Consider the following 17581-nt stretch of genomic DNA (forward strand, 5'->3'; position numbering starts at 1 on the left):
TGCGTCCCCGTCGCGCCGAGCGGTGTCAGCGCTCGGCGTGCCGTCCGTGCGGCCGTTCCTCCGGCGCACTGCCGGACCGGGCGCCCGTCCGCACCGGAGCGTCGGACCGGGCCGGCGCCCTGGAGCCGTCCACGCGTGGGACGGGACGCGTGCGCGGGCCGCTGGTCGGGCCTCCCGTCCGTCCCGCGGGGGCCGGGCGCTCGCCGGACCGGACCACCGGGATCCGACCCGTGGGCGTCGTCTCCGTCTCGAGACCGTCGCGACCGCCCATGAATACGTCACCGTTCACGCGGTCGTCCTCCCACTCGTCGTCGTGCAGGACGGTGAGCGTCCCCGTCTCGGTCGAGGTGAGGCCGTGGCGCTCGAGTTCGGCGTCCCGCTGCTTGCCGAGGAACTCGCGGTTGGCGTTCTGCGCGTCCTGGAACATCGTCGTGCGGCCCGTGACGATCGCCCGGATGCGGCGCCGCTCCCACCACTTCTTGCCGACGAACATCAGGACGAGCCCGGCCGCCGCGTAGCAGCCCATGGTGATCAGGCCGCGGGCGGGACCGGGGCCCACGCCGTAGACCTGGTGCTTGATCATGTCGACCATGCTCGAGCCCACGACGACGTGGTTGAGCCACGCGAACGGCTCCGGCATGAACCACTTCGGGTACGCGCCGCCGGACGACGGCATCGACAGGAAGACGAAGCAGATCATCGCCGGTGCGGCGATGAACCGCCCGGCGAAGTAGCTCAGGCCGTTGACCGCGAGACCGATGGCGACGATCCACCCCCAGGCAATGAGGACGAGCGGGACGAAGTGCCCGTGGACAGCACCGACGACCGGGCCGGCCAGGGTGTTCGTGATCAGCGAGATGACGAGACCGCCGACGACGATGACCGCCATCCGGACCCGGTGGCGCAGCGGCCCGCCCATGATCCCGATGAACATCGCGACCATGTAGCCGCCGATGCACCACGCGAGCATGACGTACATCGACACGGTGCCGTACTCGTCGTAGGCGGGCAGCGGAGCCAGCTCCGTGACCTTCGGTGTCGCCGCCCCGGTCGCCGTGACCACCGCCGACAGCGTCGCCGGGACGAGCGAGGCCACCTGGAACTGGTGCGCGCTCGCCTTGAAGAACTCGTTCGCGGACGGGTCGTACGCGACCGCCATGCTGCCCGCGAGGACGTCGCGCTTCGCCGCGGCGAGGGAGTCGTAGGCGTGGAACACGTACTCGCCCGGGAGCGCCTTGTCGACCGCGGCGACGAGCGTCGGGTCGCTGCCGACCAGCGCGACGGGGACGTCGTGCGGGTGCGGGGCGTGGAACGCGAAGACGTAGCAGAGGCAGAACCCCACGATGAAGAACAGCGGCATCCAGAGCTGCAGCCCGATGAGCTGGAGCGAGGGGTGGAGCGTGCCGTACCAGCGGCGGTACCGGCTGATCCGCTGCGGTTCCGGGACGGGAGCCTGTCGGACGCGCCGGGAGCCCGCGACGGTCGAGCCGCGCCGGGGGTGGGTGCCGCGGGTCGACGGGCGGGTGGTCCGCTTCGGTGGGAGGTCGTTCCGCGAGGTGCTCACTCGGCCCTGTGCTCCTGTTCTCGTGACGGAGCGCCAGGATACGCCGGGGCGTCCGACAGCGCCCGGGACGCGGACCGCGTCAGCTCCGGCTGCGCGAGGCCTGGGCCGAGTCCATCGCGAGTTCCTCGGCGTCGAGCGTCACGAGCACACGGCGCATGACCTCCTCGTCGAGGTTGCCCTTCTCCCGTTCCTCGAGCACGATCTCGCGGCGACGGTCGAGCAGGTCGCGTCGGATGTCCTGCATCTGCGACCCCCGCAGCCGGGCGGGCAGCCCGCGGTCCTCGGTCTCGTCCTCGAGGGCGTCCTGCCGGAAGGTCTCGGCCGCGCGTTCGAGCCGGGCCTTGAGCCGTGCGACGAACAGGTCCGTCGCCTCGGGTCCGTACCGCCCGCCCCACTCCGGGCGCCGCTGCTCGATGAGGTCGATCGCCGCACGGGTGGTCCGTTCGTTGAGCCGCATCTCGCTGCGGACGTCCTCGATCCCCTCCGACGGGTCCTGCACGCGGAGCGCCCGGATCACGAACGGCAGTGTGAGGCCCTGCAGCAGGAGCGTCCCGACCGTCACGATGAACGCGATCACGAAGATGGTGTCCTGCGCGGGGATCTCGACTGGGCTGGCGACGACGGACACGGCGGCCGCGAGCGTCACCACGCCGCGCATACCCGTCCACGAGATCACGGTGAGCTCCCGCCAGTTCAGCTTCGGCTCGGCCGTGCCGCGGAGCCATCGGAGCGAGGGGTGCCCGCGGGAGACCCGGACCCGGAGGGGTCGGAGCCACCGGCCGTTGATCCGGTTCCGCACGTACGACTCGAAGACGAACAGCGGTCGGACGACGATGACGACGAGCAGGATCACCACGGCCGCGGTCAGGGTCTGGCCCAGGCTGCGGTCGCTGGCGGCGAGCTTCTGCACGACGTCGTTGAGCTGCAGTCCGATGAGTGCGAACACGAAGCCCTCGAGGATGACGTCGATGCTCGTCCACAGCGGTCGCTCCTGCAGCCGGGTCGCGTAGCCCTCCTTCGGCGAGTTGTAACCGATGTAGAGCCCGGCGGTGACGACCGCGATGACGCCGGAGCCCGAGAGGTGCTCGGCCGTGATGTAGGCGACGAACGGCAGCAGGATGCTCATGATCGTCTCGACCACCGGGTCGTTGATGCGCATGCGGATCCAGTGCACCAGGACGCCGAGCACCCCGCCGACGACGAGCCCGACACCGATCGCGAGCCCGAAGATGCCGAGGTCCTGCCAGATCGTCAGCGAGGTGCCGGCGATGATGAGCGTGAAGACCCGGACCAGGGTCAGCGAGGCGGCGTCGTTGATCAGGCTCTCGCCCGACAGCACCGTCATCACGCGGCGGGGGAGGCCGAGCTTCCGACCGATCGCCGCGGCGGAGACGGCGTCCGGCGGGGCCACGATCGCCCCGAGGAGGATCGCCGCCGGCAGCGACATGTCCGGGATGAGCAGGTAGGCGACCACCCCGACGACGAGCGCGGTCACGATCACGAGGAAGATGCCGAGCCGGCGGATCTGCTTGATCGACGTGCGGAAGCTCTGCCACGAGACGTCGAGCGCTGCCGAGTAGAGCAGCGGCGGCAGGACGACCGTCAGGATGAGCTCGCTGTCGATCTCGATGTGCGGCAGTCCGGGCACGAACGAGACGGCCAGGGCGACCGCGGTGACGAGCAGCGGGGCGGGGAGGCCCTTGGCGCGGGCGAACCCCGTCACGGCCAGCGAGCCGATCAGCAGGATGAGCAGCTCGACGGTGTCCACACCGCCATCTTCTCATCGAGATGGTTCGTTTCCTGAACGGATCGACAGGTCACGTGAACGTCGGGTGAACGGCAGGGTTTGTGCTCGGGCCGACAGCCTGGGACACTTTCCCGCGGTGGACATCACACTCATAGTCGTCCTGGTCATCGCGTTGGCCCTCTTCTTCGACTTCACAAACGGTTTTCACGACACCGCCAACGCGATGGCGACCCCGATCGCGACCGGCGCCATGAAGCCCAAGGTCGCGGTCACCGTCGCAGCGGTGCTCAACCTGATCGGTGCGTTCCTCAGCACCGCCGTCGCGACCTCGATCTCGCACGGGCTCATCAACGAGGGCCCCGGCGGCGTCGCGATCAGCCCCGAGATGATCTTCGCCGGGCTCATCGGCGCGGTCGTGTGGAACATGATCACGTGGCTGCGCGGCCTGCCGTCGTCGTCGTCGCACGCCCTGTTCGGCGGGCTGATCGGGGCCGCGATCGTGGGGGCCGGCTTCGGGTCGGTCAACTACCTCGCGCTCATGACCGTCGTGATCATCCCGGCCGTGCTGTCGCCGGTCATCGCGGCGCTCGTGTCCTTCCTGTCGACGCGCATCGCGTACCGGATCACGCGACGCCCGGTCTTCCCGAACGAGCGGGGCGGCTTCCGCTTCGGCCAGATCTTCACGAGCTCGATGGTGTCGCTCGCGCACGGCACGAACGACGCGCAGAAGACGATGGGCGTCATCACCCTGACGCTCATCGCCTCCGGGGCGCAGTCCGCCGACTCCGGCGTGCAGTTCTGGGTGATCGTCGCCTGCGCCCTCGCCATCGCCCTCGGCACGTACACCGGTGGCTGGCGGATCATCCGCACGCTCGGCTCTGGCATCACCGAGATCCGGGCGACCCAGGGCTTCGCGGCCGAGGCCTCGACCGCCGCCACGATCCTGGCGTCGAGCCACCTCGGCTTCGCGCTGTCGACCACGCAGGTCTCGTCCGGCTCGATCATCGGAGCCGGTCTCGGTCGCCGCGGCTCGAAGATCCAGTGGTCGACCGCCGGCAAGATCGTGATCGCCTGGTTCATCACCCTGCCCGCCGCCGCCGCGGTCGGCGCGGTGGCCTCGGGCATCGCGCGCATCGGCGTCATCGGGCTCGTGATCGACGCCGTCATCGGTGCCGCCGTGATCCTCGGCCTGTACCTCTGGTCGCTCCGGAAGCCCCACGACCAGGCCGCCGCGATCGAGGTCGACGTCGCCGCGAACGCCGTCCTCACCCGGAAGGAGCGCCGCGACATGCAGCGCAAGAAGCGCCGCGAGGTCGTCTCGGCCCGCCGCGCGGAACTGAGCCGGGAGCGCACGCTCCGCCGCATGGCCGCACGCAAGGGAGGACGTCGCTGATGGGCATCGACTGGCTCGCGTTCGTCGCGGTCGCACTCGTCTCCGTGGTCGCGGCGTGCTTCGTCGTGACGGTCTACTCGATCGGCCTGCGCTTCTGGAGCGCCGCCGACACCCGCGCCGGCAAGTACAGCGTGAAGGACGACGGCACCGTGGGTCCGGCGACGGCCGGGTTCCCGCTGCCCGGGTCCACCCCGCCCGCGGTGCGCGGGTTCCGCGCGCTCGCCGTCCTGTGCTTCGCCGTGAGCGGCGCGGCCGTGCTCTACGGCGTCTACCTCATCGTCCCGCAGTTCCACTGATTCCACCGCGGACTGCGCCCCGCTCACCGCGCGCCGCGGGTTGTGCGCCGCGCGCCGCTGGCCGCGCGCCGCTGGCTGCGCGCCGCTGGCTGCGCACCGCGCGTTCCGCGCTGCCCGTCGTGCGCGACGGGTCCACGTGACGGACGGGAGGCACCGTGCCAGCCGGCACCGTGCCTCCCGTCCGTCACGTGGTGACCACCGCACGCCGACACGCGACTCCGCCGGACAGCAGGACCGGCCGGACGGTTCGGACTAGCCTGACGGGGTGAGCAACGACGCACCACGACCCACCCGTACCGAGACCGACTCCCTGGGCAGCCGCGAGGTCCCCGTCGACGCGTACTGGGGCATCAACACCCTCCGCGCGCTGGAGAACTTCCCGATCACCTCCGTGCCGATCGCGGTCTACCCGGACCTCGTCGAGGCCCTCGCCACCGTGAAGCAGGCCGCGGCCCGGGCGAACAAGGCGATCGGGGTGCTCGACGGCGAGCGAGCCGACGCCATCGACGCCGCTGCCCAGGAGGTCCGGGACGGCCGGCTCCGCGACCAGTTCGTGGTGGACATCGTCCAGGGCGGCGCGGGCACGAGCACGAACATGAACACCAACGAGGTGCTCGCGAACCGCGCCCTCGAGCTGCTCGGACGCGAGAAGGGCGACTACGCCTTCCTGCACCCGATCGACCACGTCAACCGCAGCCAGTCGACCAACGACACCTACCCGACGAGCATCAAGCTCGCGATGATCCTCGGCGTGCAGCGCCTGATCGGACAGCTCGAGCAGCTGTCCGACGCGTTCGCCGAGCGTGGGCGCGCGTTCGCCGACGTGCTCAAGATCGGCCGGACGCAGCTGCAGGACGCGGTGCCCATGACGCTCGGGCAGGAGTTCACCGGCTTCGCCCACACCATCCAGGAGGACGTGCTCCTGCTGTCGAAGGTGACGCCGCTCCTCGCCGAGACGAACCTCGGCGCGACGGCCATCGGGACGGGCATCACGGCCGACCCGCTGTACCGCGACGAGGTCCGGAGGCAGCTGCAGATCGCGTCCGGGCTCGACATCGTCACCGCTCCCGACCTCATCGAGGCGACGAGCGACGCCGGTGCGTTCATGACGCTGTCCGGCACGGTGAAGCGCAGCGCGGCGAAGCTCTCGAAGATCTGCAACGACCTGCGGCTGCTCGCGTCCGGACCGCAGGCAGGACTCGGCGAGATCACGCTGCCGGCCCGGCAGGCGGGTTCGTCGATCATGCCGGGCAAGGTCAACCCGGTGATCCCCGAGGTCGTGAACCAGATCGCGTTCGCGGTCGTCGGGGCGGACACCACGGTGACGATGGCGGCCGAGGGCGGGCAGCTGCAGCTCAACGCGTTCGAGCCGATCATCGCGCACTCGATCATGCAGTCGCTGCAGTGGATGGCGAACGGCTGCCAGACCCTGCGCGAGCACTGCGTCGTCGGCATCGAGGCGAACGAGGCCAAGCTCGCGGCCCAGGTGGACACGAACGTCGGTGTGGTCACGGCGCTGACGCCCTACATCGGCTACGCGGCCGCGGCGTCGATCGCGCACACGGCCCTGACGACGTCGACGCCCATCGCGACCCTCGTGACGGCTGCCGGCCTGATGGAGGCGGACCAGGTGCAGCGGGTCCTCTCGCCGGCACGGCTCTCCGGGATCGAGCTGGCGACGGGAGCGATCCCGGTGGTCACCGAGGAGATGCTCGACCAGGCCGCGCGCGAGCGCTGAGACCGTGCGTCAGGACCCCCCCGGTGCCACTACGGCATCGGGGGTTCGCTGACCTGGACCTTGCCCGCGAGGTCACGCAGGTGCGCCTCCTTCGCCGACTCGTCGTCGTCCCGGGGGAGCTGCGCGGCCTCGACGCGGACCTGGTGTGCGGTGGCGATGTCGGCGTCCCGCCACCGGGCGAGCGTGAAGTTGCGCGTCACGTCGCGCAGCGGGAGCCGGATGGTCTCGTCGGCCTCGATCCCGGCCAGGAGCTGGCGCATCCGGATCACCTCGGAGTCGAGCTCACCGCCCACCACGAGCACGAAGTTCGAGATGTACAGGTAGACGAGGAGCAGGATCGCGCCGCCGAGCCACCCGTACGCCCGGTTGCTCCCGCCGACGGTCTCGACGTAGACGGCGAAGCCGAAGGTCGCGATGGCCCAGGTCACGATGGCGAACGCGGCACCGGCCGACACCCACCGGAGCTGCGGCGTCCGCACGTTCGGCGTCGCGTAGTACAGCACCGCGACCATCACGACGAGGTCCGCCGCCAGCACGGGCCACTTCGCCGTGTTCCACAGCAGGGTCACCCACGACGGCCACCCGAGCTGGTCGACGATCGCGGTCGCCACGGTCGGCGTGCCGAGCAGGATGAGGATCGCGATCGCGCCACCGACCATGACGAGCAGCGTGACGAGGAGCATCATGCTGCGGAACTTCCAGATGCGCCGACCCTCCTCGACCTCGTAGGCGGTGTTCATCGCCCGCCCGAACGCGGTCGCGTAGCCGGACAGCGACCACAGCGTCAGCACGACCCCGGTCGCGAAGCCGAGCCACGGGTTGTCGAGCGAGAGCAGCTGCCGGAGCGGCTGCTCCAGGTGCTGCGCGGTCTCCGGCCGCACGATGAACCCGAGGACCTGGATGATGTCCTCGAGCCCGTCGCCCGATCGGTCCACGATCGCCAGGGCGGAGACCACCGCGAGGGCCGTCGGGAACACCGTCAGCGTGGCGAAGAACGTCAGGGATGCCGCGGCGTCCACGACCCGGTGCCGGATCACCGAGTGGTAGGTACGACGGACCACCGCGCGGACCCCGGTCCGCTGGACGGCGCGTGCGTCGCGTTCCGGCATGCGTACGAAACTACCTGGATCCGGACGGGAGGCACGGGGCGGGCCCGCGCCGCGCCTCCCGTCCGTCGGGTGGTCGCGACGACGTCGCGGAAGCGACACATTGGTGGGACCCCCTTCGAAACGCCCACGCGAAAGCGACAGTTTCGTGGTTCCGCAGGCGTGCGAACTGTCGCTTTCGCGGAAGCGACCGACCTCCCCGCGGCTAGTTCGCGTGCGGGTCGAGCGCGTCGTACCGGCGGAACGACGGCACGAGCCGGAGCAGCAGCGCGACGAGCCCGATGATGAGCACGCCCCCGATGATCGGCGGGTACGCGATGCCCGCCGCCACGACGAGCCCGGCGTACAGATCACCCACGCGCGGGCCGCCCGTGACCACCACGATGAAGATGCCCTGCAGCCGCCCCCGCATCCCGTCCGGTGCCGCCGCCTGCAGGATCGTGTTCCGGAACACCGAGCTGACGTTGTCCGCGCCGCCCGCCGCCGCCAGGAACAGCGCCGCGAGCCCGAGCGCCGGCAGGATCCCGGCGTCGAAGCGCTCGCCGGAGCGCCCGCCGAGCAGGTGCGCGACCGCGATCACGACACCGAACGCCGCGATCGCCCCGCCATAGGCCGTGATCGCCCAGCCGACGGCCTCGCCCTGCCGCCGCACGTGGCCGAGCGGACCGGAGAACACGCTCGACAGCAGGGCACCGATCGCGTACGCGGCCGTCAGGGTGCCGACCGTGATCGACCCGCCGCCGATCACGAGCGCACCGATCGCCGGGAACAGCACGCGCGGCTGCCCGAACGTCATCGCGACGATGTCGAGCACGAACGTCATGGTGATGTTGCGCGACCGCCGGAGGAACCGCGCGCCCTCCACGAGCGAGCTCAGCCCCGGGCGGAGGGCGTCGTGCTCGGCGGCCATCCGCGGCAGCGTGAACACCCCGAGGAACGCGAACGTGAACAGCACCACGTCGATCGTGTACGTCGGGGCGAAGCCGACGCCCGCGATGAGCACGCCGGCGATCGCCGGACCGATCGTGACCTGGAACCCGGACGCGATGCCGCCGAGGGCGCTCGCCGCGGGGAGCAGGTCCGTCCCGACGAGCCGCGGCACGATCGCCGACCGGGAGGCGTTGCTCACCGTCGCCGCGACGGCGTTCACCGTGGCGAGCACGTACAGCAGCGCGACGCTGTGCAGCCCGAGCCAGGCGTGCGTGGCGATGAGGGCGACCGCGGCCCAGGCGACGACCGCCGAGACGAGGGCGACGAGTCGCCGGTCGAACGCGTCCGCGAGCATCCCGCCGTACAGGCCCGCGACGATCATCGGCACCAGGGCGATCACCCCGACGAGTGCCACGGCGAAGGTCGAGTGGGTGATCTCGTAGACCTCGAGGCCGACCGCGACGGTGGTCATCTGCGTGCCGATGCCCGCGATCGCCGTGCCCGCCCAGAGCCGCGCGAACGCGGGGGAGCGGCGGAGCGGGGTGAGGTCGGCGAGTAGGCGGCGGCGCGGAGTGGTGTCGGATCGTGTCACGGTGGAACCATTCTGGTGCAGCCGGGGTGCCCGCGGGTGGTCCGGTGGCGCGGGCGGGCGGAATGCGCGCCGATCGTCCACGTGGCGCTGCCGGAACCGCCCGTTCGCGGGCAGCGAGACACCCGCGCGGCCCGGGATCGCCCAGTGACCGACCTGGTTGACTGACGGGCATGACTGACCTCAACAGCAAGCCCGAGTTCGACGCCCCCGAGGGCCCGGCCCCCACCGAGCTCGTGATCACCGACATCGTCGAGGGTTCCGGCGACGAGGCCACGGCCGGCTCGACCGTCAAGGTCCACTACGCCGGTGTCGAGTACGAGTCGGGCGAGGAGTTCGACAGCTCCTGGAACCGCGGCGAGCCGATCGACTTCCCGCTCGCGGCGCTCGTCCGCGGCTGGCAGGAGGGCATCCCCGGCATGAAGGTCGGCGGTCGCCGCAAGCTCGTCGTCCCGCCGGAGCTCGCCTACGGCCCGGCCGGCGGCGGACACTTCCTCTCCGGCAAGACCCTCATCTTCGTCATCGACCTGCTCGGGGTCCGCTGATGCAGGTCGGCGCCCCGACGATCGAGCTGAACGACGGCCACCGGTTCCCCGAGCTCGGCCTCGGCACCTACGGCCTGAACGGCGACGAGGGCACGCAGCAGGTGCTCGCCGCGATCGCGAGCGGCTACCGGCTGCTCGACACCGCCCTCAACTACGGCAACGAGGACGCCGTCGGCCGCGCGGTCCGCGAGTCCGGCGTCGACCGTGAGGACCTCGTCGTCACGACGAAGCTGCCGGGGCGCCACCACGGCTACGACGAGGCGCACCGCTCGATCGACGAGTCGCTCGCGAACCTCGGTCTCGACCACGTGGACCTGTACCTCATCCACTGGCCGAACCCGTCGGTCGACAAGTTCGTCGACACGTGGAAGGCGTTCGTCGACCTCCGCGACGCGGGCAAGGTCCGCTCGATCGGTGTCTCGAACTTCACGCCGGAGCACCTGGAGCGGATCGTCGACGCCACCGGGGTCGCTCCGGCCGTGAACCAGGTCGAGTTGCACCCGTACTTCCCCCAGGCAGCGCTGCGGAAGGTGCACCAGGAGCTCGGCATCGTGACCGAGAGCTGGAGCCCGCTCGCGAAGCAGTCCGAGCTCATGTCCGAGCAGCCGGTCGTCGCGGCGGCCGAGGCGCACGGTGTCACGCCCGGTCAGGTCGTGCTGCGCTGGCACGTGCAGCTCGGTGCCGTGCCGGTGCCGAAGTCGGGGGACGCCTCGCGGCAGCGCGAGAACCTCGACGTCTTCGGCTTCGAGCTGACCGACGACGAGGTCCAGGCGATCTCCGCGCTCGAGCGCGGGCGCCTCTGGGACGGTGACCCGGACACGCACGAGGAGATGTAGACGGCCCGGTCCCTCGCCCCGGAACCAGGTTCCGGACACAGCACCGTGGAAGATCGCGGTGCTGTGTCCGGAGCGCGGTGTCGGGCGGGCAGAACCACGTGCCTCCCGTCGTTCCGCGGTCGCGTCGCGACGTCTCCGGTGTCGGTCCCGCGGGACTACACTGGACACCCCTGTTTCCCGAAGGGTGGCGTGTGTCCGAACCGACCGAGATCGACCGCGAGCGTGGCTACGTCGACGGGCTCTTCGCCCGGCTCGACGAACTGACCGCCGAGGCCGAGCAGCGTCTCGCCGAGACCCGCCGTCAGGCGGTCGGCGGGAACCACCAGAGCCGCAGCGAGCGCGACGCGTACGCCCGGCTCTACGAGGACACCATCGCGACGCTCGAACGCGTCGGCGACCGGCTCGTCTTCGGCCGGCTCGAGGTCGCCGAGCCGGACAGCGACGAGGACACGTTCCGGTACATCGGCCGGGTCGGCCTCCGCGACGACGACCACCGGCCGCTCCTGCTCGACTGGCGCGTGCCCGGGGCGAGCGCGTTCTACCAGGCGACCGCGGCGCACCCGATGGGCATGCGGGCCCGGCGGCACCTCACGCTCGACGGACGCAGCGTCGTCGGGGTCGAGGACGAGGTCTTCGACGCCGCGCTCTACGACGACGAGCGGACGCACCTGCAGGGCGAGGGCGCGCTGTTGGCCGCCGTCACCGCGGAGCGCACCGGCCGGATGACCGACATCGTCGCCACGATCCAGGCGGAGCAGGACCGCATCATCCGTTCCCCGCTCGAGGGTGTGCTCATCGTGCAGGGCGGCCCCGGCACCGGCAAGACCGCGGTCGCACTCCACCGTGCCGCCTACCTGCTGTACTCGTACCGCGAGCGGCTCCGCGGGTCCGGCGTGCTCGTGGTCGGGCCGTCCCCGGCGTTCCTGACCTACATCGAGCAGGTGCTGCCTTCCCTCGGCGAGACCGGCGTGGTGATGGCTTCGCTCGGGTCGCTCTACCCGGGCGTGCACGCGACGACGCACGACCAGCGGGACGTCGCCGCCGTCAAGGGCTCGGCCGAGATTGCGTCCCTGCTCCGCCGTGCCGTCCGCTCGCGGCAGGTCGTGCCGACCGAGCCCGTCACGCTCGACGTCGAGGGGGAACGGCTGGTGGTCCCGCCGCAGCTCGTCGCCGACGCCATGAAGCGGGCGCAGGACCGCGGCAAGCCCCACAACGTCGCGCGGGTGACGTTCAACAAGATCGCCCTCGACGCGATGACCCGGCTGCTCGCCGACCAGTTGCGCGAGCGCGGGACGACCGTGGACGAGGCGGACGAGAAGGTCCTCCGCGAGGACATCCGCTCCTCGTACGACGCCCGTGTCCTGCTCAACACCGCGTGGCTGCCGCTCCCGGCCGAGAAGCTCGTGGAGGACCTCTACGCCCGTCCGAACTGGCTCGCGTCGTTGACCCCGAACTGGACCCCGGAGCGCCGCGCCCTGCTGCTCCGCCCACGCGGGTCCGCGATGACGGTCGAGGACGTCCCGCTCCTCGACGAGGCCGCCGAGCTGCTCGGCCCGTTCGATCCCACCGGCGGCGCTGCCAAGCGAGCCGCGAAGGCGAGTCGGAACCGCGACATCGAGAACGCGCGTCAGGCCATCGAGAACATGGGCGTCGAGGGCATCGTCACCGCCGAGCAGGTCGCCGGGTCCTTCGCCGAGGGCGGCGACCCCCGCACCACGGCCGAGCGCGCCGCCGAGGACCGCGAGTGGACCTACGGGCACATCGTCGTCGACGAGGCGCAGGAGCTCTCCCCGATGCAGTGGCGGATCCTCGCCCGTCGGAACCCGCTGCGGTCGTTCACGATCGTCGGCGACATGGCGCAGGGATCCTCGCCGGGGGCCGCCCGCACCTGGGACGACGTCGTCGGCGCGCTCGCCCGTCGTCGTCGTGGCCGTGCCCCGCAGGTGCCGATTGAGCACCGCATCGAGGAGCTCACCGTCAACTACCGCACGCCGCGGTCGATCGTGCGTGCAGCCGGGGAGTACGCCGAGGCCGCGGGACTCGTGGTCACCCGGACCGAGGCCGTTCGCGATGGCGACCCCGTGCAGCGCGTGCGGGTCGACCGGGGGGCGGTGCTCGACACCGTCGCGTCGCTGGTCGACGACGAGCGCGCTGCGATCGGCTCGGGCACGGTCGGTGTGATCGTGCCGGAGGCCGACGTCGATGCCGTGCGGCAGCGACTCGCGCGGACCGAGGCCGACGTCCGGTCCCTCGGCTCGCCGCGGCCGGGGTCCGTCACGGTGCTCACCGGGGCCGACGCGAAGGGGCTCGAGTTCGACGGGGTGCTGCTCGTCGACCCCGAGCGGGTCGGCGCGGACGCGGCGCGGGCTGCCGCGGCGGTCTACGTCGCCATGACGCGGCCGACGCGGCGCCTGACGGTCGTCGACGTCGCCTGAGGCCCCACCCACCCGCGGCAGGCGCGTGCCACGCCGCACGACCGGAGGCACGCTGCACCGTGGGCGCGCGTGGGTCGGAGCGGCCCGCGTCGTGCGCTGCCGCGCGTCGGACGGGAGGCGCGTGGCAGGCTGGCGCGGTGCCTCCTGCCGGACAGGGCGCGGCGCAGCGCGGGTCAGCCGGTGTCGGGGTCGCCCTCGTTGCGGACGCGGGACACCAGGGTCGCCCACTCCCCGTCGAGGCGACTGCCCGGGATGGTCACCGAGCGCTCCTCGACCGTGATCGTCCACGTGAAGTCGTCGCGGACCGCGGGCGACGGCGCGGGGACCTCGTGGGGGAGCGCGCCGACGAGCTCCCTCCACCCGTCGGGGTCGGCACAGGTGTCCGTGTCGACACGCCACCCCCGGGTGGTCCCGGCGAAGCCCCCGGTCCGGCGGACGGCGATGTGCATGCCCTGACCGTACGCCGGCGGCACCGGGCGGGTCAGCTCAGGACGCCGACGTCGCGCCAGGCCTGCTCGACCGCCGCGTGTTCGCGCGATCTGTCCCCGAAGCGCGAGGCCGCGGCCGTCACGGTCACGCCGGCGAACCCCGCGAAGTCGATCGACTTCGTCGTCGCGTCCGAGGTGAGCGCGTCCCACCAGACCGCACCGGCACCGTCCCAGGCGTTGCCGCCGATCGCGGTGGCGGCGAGGTAGAACGCGTGGTTGGGGATGCCGGAGTTGGTGTGCACGCCGCCGTTGTCGTCCGTCGTGTCGACGTAGCCCGCCATCGTCGCCGGCTGCGGGTCCTTGCCGAGCACCGGGTCGTCGTAGGCCGTACCGGGGGCCTTCATGGACCGCAGGGCCACCCCGTGCACCCGAGGCGTGAAGAGGCCCTCGCCGATCAGCCACGAGGCCTGGTCGGCGGTCTGCTTCCGCGCGTACTGCAGCACCAGCGAGCCGAACACGTCGCTGATCGACTCGTTGAGCGCGCCCGACTGCCCCTCGTACGTCAGGTCCGCGGTGTACTGCGTGACACCGTGCGCGAGTTCGTGCCCGATGACGTCGACCGCGATGGTGAAGCGTTCGAACACCTCGCCGTCGCCGTCCCCGAACACCATGCGGCTGCCGTCCCAGTAGGCGTTGTCGTAGTCGTGGCCGTAGTGAACCGTGGCGTCCAACGCCAGGCCCGCGCCGTCGATCGACACGCGCCCGAAGACGTCGAGCCAGAAGGCGTGCGTGTCCCCGAGGCCCGTCCAGGCCTCGTCGACGGCAGCGTCCCCGGTCGCCGGGTCGCCCTCGCGACGGACGACGTCGCCCGGCAGCGTGGTGGTCCCGTGTGCGTCGGAGATCGTGCGCTGCGGGGAGCGGTCGAGCGCCCCGGCCACCGGCTCCGGCGCGTTGCGGACCTCGTGCTTCGGCCGCTGGACGACCTCGAGCGAGGCGAGCGCGGTGCGGGCGGCCGACGCGGCCCGGGGGAAGTCCGCCGCGTCGGCGACGGCGCGGAGGAGGTACGGCGGGACGACGGAGTGGATCCGGGCGGTCGGGGTCATGGCGACATGCAACCACCGGGGTCCGACAGCGCGGTCAGTCCGCGGGGTCCGACAGCGCGGTCAGTCCGCTCTGCGGTTGGCGACGAGCGCCAGGGCGTACGACTCCCACCACTGCCCGGCCGCGGGACCGCCGTTGCAGGTGCCGTCGCTGAGCCCCGGCGTCTTGACCCAGAGCAGGGCGTCCAGCCGGGTGGTGCCGCGGGTGACGTGCGGCGTCTGCCCGAGTCCGGCGCCCCGGGGGTTGCACCAGGTGCCGCGCCAGCCCCGCCCGTTCCGGGAGACGTCGATGACGAAGTGCGGGTCCCCGCCGATCCGGTCGGCGAGCTCGTCCGCGTAGGTCCGCTCGGTGTCGACGCGGTAGAAGTTCGACACGTTGGTGAAGAACCCCTGCGTCCGGTCGACGCCGGCGTCCCGCAGCCACCGGGCCTGCGTGGCGACGGGGACACGGCGTTCGTTGCCGCCGTCGAGGTACACCGTCAGCCCGTGCCCGCTGAGCGCGTCGACGGCCTGGTGCAGCAGCGGCAGCCGCGTCGACCGGAGTCGAGGGCACACCTGGATCTGCGCGATCGAGTCGGGTTCGACGAGCACGACGGCGTGGCTGCCCGCCATCGCCCGCGCCGCCGATCGCACCCACGGCACGTAGCCGGAGGCCGAGTTCCCGCCCGCTGAGTAGTGGCCGCAGTCGCGGTCCGGCACGTCGTAGAGGACGAAGACGGGGGTGCGGTGCTGCTCCCGGGCGTGCTGGACCACCTGCCGGACGGTCTGACGGGTCCTCGTGGTCGAGTCGTCGGTGAGCCAGGTGGCGATCGGCTGGTCCGCGATGACGGCGATCTCGGCCGCGGTGGAGTCCTGCCCGGCCGCCCGGGCCGCGGTCTCGCGCTGCCGCGCCGGGTTCAGCGCACCGGGCTGCGTCGCGAGTCCGCCCGGGAACGCCTGCGCGGCGGTCGACCGGTGCACGACCCCGCGGCGATCGTCCAGGGGCTCGTCGTGCGGGTGGACGAGGACGCCCGCCAGGACGAACGCGCCGACGAGTCCGATCGTCCCGCCGATCCACCACCACTGCCGGCGCGCCGACGACCGCCGTCCCCGTGGCGAGCGGTTCCCCTGGTCCGTCATGGGGTCCATCGTCGCAGGCTCCCGGCGGCAGCGGGGAGTCGCTCGGGGCGATCTGCCAGGCGTGGGCCAGCCGATCCCGAGCGTCGGTGCGGCAGACTCTGCGGATGCTCCGGAAACTCCTCCTCCTCGCCCTGACCGTCGGGTACGCGTGGGTGATCTGGCGGATGACCCTCACGCCCCAGGTGTTCACGGCCGCGCAGAGCTCGCTCGTCGAGCACGCCATCCGGTGGGCCCAGCGTCTGACCGGGAGCACCTGGCTGTCGTACGACCGCACCGAGTTCCTCGCGAACATCGCGATGTTCGTGCCGGTCGGCATGCTCGCCGCCGCGTGGCTGCCCCGCCGGTGGTGGGTGCTCGGCGCGCTCGTCGCCGTCGCCCTCTCCAGCGGCATCGAGCTGTACCAGGGCGCCTACCTGCCGAACCGCGTGTCCGACCCCCGCGACGTACTGTCGAACGGCCTCGGCGGACTCCTCGGGGCGACCCTCGCCGGCCTGTTCCGGAGCCTGCTGCCGGCCCGTCGGCGACGGCGCCTGCGACCCCGGACGGCATGATCCTCTGGTAGTCTTCTCCGGTTGCCGTCGAACGGCCGCGGACAAAGAGCGCTCGTGCAGCAGGCACGGGCACCGCGCAACGGACAGGAAAGGGGATCATCCATGGCACTTGACGCGAAGGTCAAGCAGGAGATCATCGAAGAGTACGCGACCCACCCGGGCGACACCGGATCCCCCGAGGTCCAGGTCGCCGTTCTGACGCGTCGCATCAACGACCTGAACGAGCACCTCAAGGAGCACAAGCACGACCACCACTCGCGTCGTGGTCTGCTGCTCATGGTCGGTCAGCGTCGCCGCCTCCTCGGTTACCTCGCCGACGTGGACATCAACCGCTACCGTGCGCTCATCGAGCGCCTCGGCCTGCGCCGCTGAGTCCCACGCGGACACTGCTCGACTGAACGCCCGGTCTTCCTCGGAAGACCGGGCGTTCGTCCGTTCCCGGCCGGGAGGCCCGTGGTGACCGGGCGGGAATGGTTGCGCCCGTCGCGCGGTTCGGTACGATGTTCATGCAAACGCATCGAAAGTCGGGAACCACCATGACCACCATCGCCGTCGTCTCCGCAGGACTCTCGGACCCCAGCTCCACCCGGCTGCTCGCCGATCGCCTCGGCCAGGCCGCCGTCGACGCCCTGCGCGCCGAGGGTACCTCCGCCGCGATCCGGCACGTCGAACTCCGACCGCTCGCGCACGAGGTCGTCGACGCGATGCTGACCGGCTTCGCCGCACCGGCGCTCGCGGAGGCGATCGCCACGGTCGTCGAGGCCGACGCCGTCGTGTTCGTCACGCCGGTGTTCACAGCGGGGGTGAGCGGGCTCGCGAAGTCGTTCCTCGACGTGCTCGACAAGGACGCCCTGACCGACACGCCCGTGCTCCTCGGTGCGACCGGGGGCACGGCCCGGCACTCGCTGGCCCTCGAGCACGCCCTCCGCCCCGTGTTCGCCTACCTCCGCGCCGCGGTGGTCCCGACCGGCGTGTTCGCCGCGACGGAGGACTGGGGGAGCGACGAAGCCGCCCTGGACGCACGCATCCGCCGGGCCGGCGGCGACCTCGCCTGGGCGATCCGGGCCTCCCGTCGGGCGCCGCAGCAGGCGGACGCCCTGCCGGCCACGCCGGACTTCGCGACCCTCCTCGGCGGTCTGCAGCGCTGATCGGAGGATCCGAACGGTACGGACGGAGCGTCCAGCCGGGACACAGCTCCCACCGA

General features: G+C 71.8%; 16 protein-coding genes. 9 read left to right on the forward strand and 7 right to left on the reverse strand.

Going from position 1 to position 17581, the window contains the following annotated elements; all coding sequences use genetic code 11:
* Positions 1–25 precede the first annotated feature (25 nt).
* Complete coding sequence (locus Csp2054_RS07555) at positions 26–1564, reverse strand: ABC transporter permease (protein WP_096898695.1); 1539 nt, start codon at positions 1562–1564, stop codon at positions 26–28.
* 79 nt (positions 1565–1643) lie between these two features.
* Positions 1644–3332 (reverse strand): cation:proton antiporter, encoded by a 1689-nt coding sequence (locus Csp2054_RS07560; RefSeq protein ID WP_096898696.1) that lies wholly within the window; start codon positions 3330–3332, stop codon positions 1644–1646.
* Positions 3333–3447: 115 nt separating this feature from the next.
* Here Csp2054_RS07560 and Csp2054_RS07565 point away from each other — a divergent pair, with 115 nt between their 5' ends.
* From Csp2054_RS07565 to Csp2054_RS07575, 3 genes are all read left to right on the forward strand, one after another.
* Complete coding sequence (locus Csp2054_RS07565; protein ID WP_096898697.1) at positions 3448–4704, forward strand: inorganic phosphate transporter; 1257 nt, start codon at positions 3448–3450, stop codon at positions 4702–4704.
* Positions 4704–5000, forward strand: a complete 297-nt coding sequence (locus tag Csp2054_RS07570; RefSeq protein ID WP_096898698.1) for a hypothetical protein — start codon at positions 4704–4706, stop codon at positions 4998–5000. The genes Csp2054_RS07565 and Csp2054_RS07570 overlap by 1 nt, the downstream gene beginning before the upstream one ends.
* 265 nt (positions 5001–5265) lie before the next feature.
* Positions 5266–6738 (forward strand): aspartate ammonia-lyase, encoded by a 1473-nt coding sequence (locus Csp2054_RS07575; protein WP_096898699.1) that lies wholly within the window; start codon positions 5266–5268, stop codon positions 6736–6738.
* 29 nt (positions 6739–6767) lie between these two features.
* On the opposite strand, the gene Csp2054_RS07580 is transcribed toward Csp2054_RS07575, so the two are convergent.
* Positions 6768–7847 (reverse strand): YihY/virulence factor BrkB family protein, encoded by a 1080-nt coding sequence (locus tag Csp2054_RS07580; RefSeq protein ID WP_096898700.1) that lies wholly within the window; start codon positions 7845–7847, stop codon positions 6768–6770.
* 202 nt (positions 7848–8049) lie between these two features.
* Positions 8050–9366 (reverse strand): MFS transporter, encoded by a 1317-nt coding sequence (locus Csp2054_RS07585; protein WP_096898701.1) that lies wholly within the window; start codon positions 9364–9366, stop codon positions 8050–8052.
* 170 nt (positions 9367–9536) lie between these two features.
* Here Csp2054_RS07585 and Csp2054_RS07590 point away from each other — a divergent pair, with 170 nt between their 5' ends.
* The 3 genes from Csp2054_RS07590 to Csp2054_RS07600 all read left to right on the forward strand — a co-directional run bounded on the left by Csp2054_RS07590 (position 9537) and on the right by Csp2054_RS07600 (position 13179).
* Complete coding sequence (locus Csp2054_RS07590) at positions 9537–9908, forward strand: FKBP-type peptidyl-prolyl cis-trans isomerase (RefSeq protein ID WP_022902133.1); 372 nt, start codon at positions 9537–9539, stop codon at positions 9906–9908.
* A complete protein-coding gene (locus Csp2054_RS07595; protein ID WP_096898702.1) occupies positions 9908–10744 on the forward strand; it encodes an aldo/keto reductase in 837 nt (278 codons plus the stop codon). The genes Csp2054_RS07590 and Csp2054_RS07595 overlap by 1 nt, the downstream gene beginning before the upstream one ends.
* A 191-nt stretch (positions 10745–10935) precedes the next feature.
* Entirely contained in the window at positions 10936–13179 is a 2244-nt protein-coding gene (locus tag Csp2054_RS07600; protein ID WP_096898703.1) for a HelD family protein, read from the forward strand.
* A gap of 173 nt (positions 13180–13352) precedes the next feature.
* Here the strand turns inward: Csp2054_RS07600 and Csp2054_RS07605 are convergent, their stop codons facing one another.
* From Csp2054_RS07605 to Csp2054_RS07615, 3 genes are read right to left on the reverse strand one after another with little or no spacing between them, the layout of a single operon-like run.
* Complete coding sequence (locus Csp2054_RS07605) at positions 13353–13628, reverse strand: protealysin inhibitor emfourin (RefSeq protein ID WP_096898704.1); 276 nt, start codon at positions 13626–13628, stop codon at positions 13353–13355.
* Between the two features lie 32 nt (positions 13629–13660).
* A complete protein-coding gene (locus Csp2054_RS07610) occupies positions 13661–14710 on the reverse strand; it encodes a M4 family metallopeptidase (protein WP_096898705.1) in 1050 nt (349 codons plus the stop codon).
* 60 nt (positions 14711–14770) lie between these two features.
* Positions 14771–15826 carry a glycoside hydrolase family 6 protein gene (locus tag Csp2054_RS07615; protein ID WP_176491611.1) on the reverse strand — a complete coding sequence of 352 codons (1056 nt, stop codon included), beginning with the start codon at positions 15824–15826 and terminating at the stop codon, positions 14771–14773.
* A gap of 104 nt (positions 15827–15930) precedes the next feature.
* Here Csp2054_RS07615 and Csp2054_RS07620 point away from each other — a divergent pair, with 104 nt between their 5' ends.
* The 3 genes from Csp2054_RS07620 (at position 15931) to Csp2054_RS07630 (ending at position 17525) form a co-directional block, all read left to right on the forward strand.
* Entirely contained in the window at positions 15931–16377 is a 447-nt protein-coding gene (locus Csp2054_RS07620; protein WP_096898707.1) for a VanZ family protein, read from the forward strand.
* A gap of 102 nt (positions 16378–16479) precedes the next feature.
* Complete coding sequence (gene rpsO / locus Csp2054_RS07625) at positions 16480–16749, forward strand: 30S ribosomal protein S15 (protein ID WP_058725132.1); 270 nt, start codon at positions 16480–16482, stop codon at positions 16747–16749.
* A 164-nt stretch (positions 16750–16913) separates the two neighbouring features.
* Positions 16914–17525 (forward strand): CE1759 family FMN reductase, encoded by a 612-nt coding sequence (locus Csp2054_RS07630; protein ID WP_096898708.1) that lies wholly within the window; start codon positions 16914–16916, stop codon positions 17523–17525.
* Positions 17526–17581 lie beyond the last annotated feature (56 nt).

The sequence above is a fragment of the Curtobacterium sp. 'Ferrero' genome (assembly GCF_002412165.1).
Classification (GTDB): Bacteria; Actinomycetota; Actinomycetes; order Actinomycetales; family Microbacteriaceae; genus Curtobacterium.